This window comes from Arthrobacter sp. 05L421 (assembly GCF_056397785.1).
The window spans coordinates 1-4,288 of sequence record NZ_JBFTOC010000047.1; the positions used below are offsets into that span (position 1 = coordinate 1).

General features: G+C 67.3%; 3 protein-coding genes. All 3 read right to left on the minus strand.

The features are described from left to right. Positions 1-139 precede the first annotated feature (139 nt). The gene (locus AC1DKQ_RS22275; protein ID WP_476884415.1) at positions 140-1,381 is read right to left on the minus strand and encodes an FAD-dependent oxidoreductase; all 1,242 of its coding nucleotides are present in this window, start codon (positions 1,379-1,381) and stop codon (positions 140-142) included. Between the two features lie 143 nt (positions 1,382-1,524). Continuing rightward, positions 1,525-3,801, minus strand: coding sequence for a gluconokinase, GntK/IdnK-type (locus tag AC1DKQ_RS22280; protein ID WP_476920264.1), 2,277 nt, complete (start codon positions 3,799-3,801; stop codon positions 1,525-1,527). A 91-nt stretch (positions 3,802-3,892) separates the two neighbouring features. Continuing rightward, positions 3,893-4,288 (minus strand): enolase C-terminal domain-like protein (locus tag AC1DKQ_RS22285; RefSeq protein WP_476919768.1); only part of this gene is annotated, 396 nt, incomplete at its 5' end.

The following is a 4,288-nucleotide window of genomic DNA, read 5'->3' on the forward strand; positions in this document are numbered from 1 at the left end:
CATATCAGTCTGACAGCGCCGTCGTTCACGACGCGCCAGCCATCCAGATCAGGCCAGGGAACGGACACAAAAGAGCGGTCCAAGACAAACCAGCCTTGGACCGCTCACCCTTGCCCTCTTGACAAAGAACTCCTACATATCAGCTGTGCTGCGGGGCGCGCCGCGCGAAGGCAGGTGCATGCTCGGGGCGCGGACCAAAGGCGATGAAGCGGGGAATGATGGTGCGGATCGCCGGAACGTGCCGGGCGAGGAAAAGTGCCGCGGCCGGAAACTTTGTCCGCTTCCCGGTCATGATCGGGACGAAGATCGCTCGTTGCATGATCCGTTGGACGGTCTGCACGATGACGGTGGGCAGCCGCCGCCGTCGTTCGACTTTCTCCAGGTCTGCCGTGGTCACCCGGCCCCGGAGCAGTGCGGGAGCCAGGTACTCGGCAGCCGCCGCGGCGTCCTGGATGGCAAGGTTGATTCCGACGCCGCCGGCCGGGGACATCGCATGCGCCGCGTCCCCGATGCACAGCAGCCCGTTGATGTGCCATGTGTGCAGCCGGTTCAGGCGCACGTCCAGCCAGTGGAGATCGTCGAGGGACTCGATGGCGTCAACGCGGTCTGCAAGGTCCGGGCGTAGCGCCGCGATCCGCCGTCGGAAAGCCTCCACGCCTTCCGCGCGGATCCGGGCGTCGGTGCCCTTGGCGGCGAGGTAGCCCATCTGGTAGTAGTCGTTGCGGAACAGGGCCAGCAGCGCCTCGCCGGGGCCGAACGCCGGCACCAGCCCGGCCACCTCACCCGTTTCGGAGGGATAGCGGGGCAGCCGGAACCACCAGGTGTCGAAGGGCACCGGGAACTCTTTTGGCGCCAGCCCGGCCGCGGTGCGCAACGCGGAATGGCGGCCGTCTGTGGCAACCACGAGGTCCGCAAGAAGTTCATCCTGCGTGCCGTCGGGGGTCCGGAAACGGACTCCGCGGACACGGCCTCCGTTGCGGACCAGGGAGGTGGCGGTGTGGCTCATGAGCAGCGTGAAGCCCGGTTCCTGGGCTGCGGCGTCGGCGAGGAAGCTCAGGAAATCCCATTGCGGCATCATGGCGATGTAGTTGTACGGCGGGGGCAGGGCGTTGAAATCGCCCATGGTCACCGGTGGCCCGCCCGGGACCGGGAAGACGACATTCTTCAGGCGGCTCTGCGGCAGCCGGCGGAATTCCTGGCCGAGCCCGAGTTCGTCAATGAGCCGGATGGTAGACGGGTGCACGGTGTCGCCGCGGAAGTCGCGCAGGAAATCCGCGTGCTTCTCCAGCACCGTCACCTGCACCCCGGCCCGCGCCAGAAGCAATCCGAGCATCATCCCCGCAGGTCCACCGCCCACCACCGCGCATCCGGTCTTCTCCATGGCCCCACGCTACGCCTGCGCGGGGTGCCGCGGGAGGGGGTAATTCGCGGCGCATTCTGGTTGGCGCTGCGCAGAATATCCTGCGCTACGGGGATTCCCGTAGCGCAGGATATTTTGCGCAGCGGCCGTTAGGAAACGCTGCGTCAGAGCCGGGTGTCGAAGGAGTCGCAGAAGACGTTCTCGTTGAACGTGCCCTGGAATTCCGACTTGCCCTGGATCTTCTCAATCGCAGCCCGGATGGCCTCCGGCGTGCCCGCGTGGGCGTGGATGGCCGTCTTCACCATCGGCACGTCAATGAGGTGGTTGGGCTGGTTGAGCGAGACGAACACGGTCGGGACTTCGGTGGCGTACCAGGGAATCTCGGCCGCCATGGGCGTTGACCACTTGATCCGGATCGCCGCCTCCTGGGCGAAGCCTTTGACATTGGCGAACACGAACGCGGCGTCGTACTTCTGCGCGTAGTCCGCCGTGGCTTCCTCGGAGATGACGGACATGAAGTTCACCCCGGTCTCCCCGGCGGCCTCGCGCTGCGCGGCTGTCTTGAAGACATGGACCTCGAAACCGGCCTTTTCGAGCTCGTCCCGGACAACATCCAGGTAGGCCAGCGGGTCCGCCCGGGTGAAGTCAGCGCCGCCCGAGATGCCGTAGAGCCGGATGCGCTTATGCGTCGCCGCCGTGATCGGCAGGTTGCCGGCCGTGTCCTTGACCAGGGTGACGGTCTTGTCGGCGATCCGCGCGGCCACCGCCCGGTGCGCCGCGCTCCCGATCAGCTGCAGCGCTTCGGCCGGCGGGACGAGGGATTCCCGCGCGTCCTTGTGCAGTCCGAGCGAGGCCTTCAGGCCCAGGATCCGGCGGAGGGCGTCATGCAGCCGCGCGTCCGTGATGACCCCGGTTTTGTAGCCGTCCATCATGTACCCGAAGTCCTCGGCCGGGTTGCGGAAGAACAGGAACATGTCGCACCCGGCCGCAATGGTGGCCGGGACCAGCTCGCTGCGCTTCATGGCCTGGGTCAGGCCGATCATCTGGGACGCGTCGGTGAGGATCAGCCCGTTGAACCCGAGCTCGCCGCGGAGCAGGTCCTGGAGCAGTTCCGGCGCCAGGGTCGCGGGCAGGATATCCTCCGCCGCCAGCCCGGGGCGGAAATGCCGCGACAGGTCCGGCGCGCCGATGTGGCCCGCCATGATGGACTGCACGCCGTGGCCGATCATCTCCCGGTACACATGCCCGTAGGTCCGGGTCCATTGCTCATAGCCGAACGTGTTGTACGACGTGACCACGTGCTGGTCGCGTTCGTCCAGGCCGTCCCCCGGGAAATGCTTCATGGCGCACACTGTTGGGGATTCGCTGATGCCGTCGAAGTACTCCTTGGCCCGTTCCAGCACGATGTCCGGGGTGTTGCCGAAGGCCCGGGTGGAGATGACGGTGTTGCGCCAGTTGTAGTGGATGTCCACGATCGGCGCGAAGGCCCAGTTGCAGCCCAGCGCGGCCGTCTCCACCCCGGCAACGCGCCCCATCTGGCGGGCGATGTCCTTGTCTGGGTGCGAGCCCGCCTGCAGGTGGGTCGAGACGAACGTCCCGTCGTCGCAGCTCCCGGCGCCGCCCATTTCGGGGTTCGACGCAATCAGCAGCGGCACCCGCGTCTTGGACTGCGCGTAGCGGATGTGTTCCTGCACCTCGGCCGAGGGCCCCGGCCGGTACCGCATGCCGCCCACGTGGTACTGCTCCAGGACACCGTCGAGGTATTCCGGGGAGTAATCGTTGTTGTGGTTGATGAACAGCTGCCCGATCTTTTCCTCGAGGGACATGGAGTCGATGGTGGACTCCACCCAGGCGATGGCGTCGCCGTCGAGGTGGAACGGCGCGGACTGAAGGTCGACGGCGAACGGTGCGGCGGCGGGCGCGGCACCAGTTCCCGACAACGAGGCGTCCGGCGTTGTCCCCGCAGGCCCACCGGCGAGGCCGGCGAGGGCGGCGGCGACGACCTGTTCCACGGGGGCGGCGATGTCCACTACGGTCCCGGCTTCGTCCGCTTCGAGCGGCTCGAGCGTGGCGAGCTGGGAGTCCAGCAGCGTGGACGGCATGAAGCGGCCGGAGCGGCCTTCGATCCTGCCGCCGAGCACGTCCCGGCTGCCGTGCAGGTGCAGGAAGACGGTCTCCGGCGCCTGGGCGCGGATGGCGTCGCGGTAGCTGCGCCTGAGCGCGGAGCAGGCCAACACCAGCCCTGCTGGCCCCGCGGCGGCGAGTTCGGCGCCCACGGTGGCAAGCCACGGCCAGCGGTCCTCGTCCGTCAGCGGCGTTCCGGACGCCATTTTGGCGACGTTCTCCAGCGGGTGGAGGGAGTCGCCGTCGAGGAAGCGGACGCCGAGTCCGCGGGCCACGAGATCGCCGATAGTGGTCTTGCCGCAGCCGGAGACACCCATCACCACGATGCGGCGGCCACGAGCAGCGGCCTTCTGGTCACCGGTCAGGGTCTGGTTACCGGTCAGGGTCTGGTTACCGGTCATGGCCTGGTCACCAGTCATGGACGGTGCCGTCCACGAGGCGGTTGTAGGGCAGGTAGGCCTGCTGGTAGGGGAACGCGGCGGCGGCTTCTTCGTTGAATTCGACGCCGATGCCGGGCTTGTCGCCCGGGTGCAGGTAGCCGTCCACGAACGTCATGGACTGCTCGAAGACCTCGTTGGTCTTATCCGAGTGCTGCATGTATTCCTGGATCCCGTAGTTGTGGATCGCCAGGCCCACGTGCAGCTGCGCGGCGAAGCCGACCGGGGAGATGTCGGTGGGGCCGTGGAAACCGGACTTGACCTGGTACTGCGCGGCGAAGTCCATCACCTTCTTCAACGGGCTGATCCCGCCGAAGTGGGTCGAGGCGGCCCGGACGTAGTCGATCAGCTGTTCCTTGATCAGGGT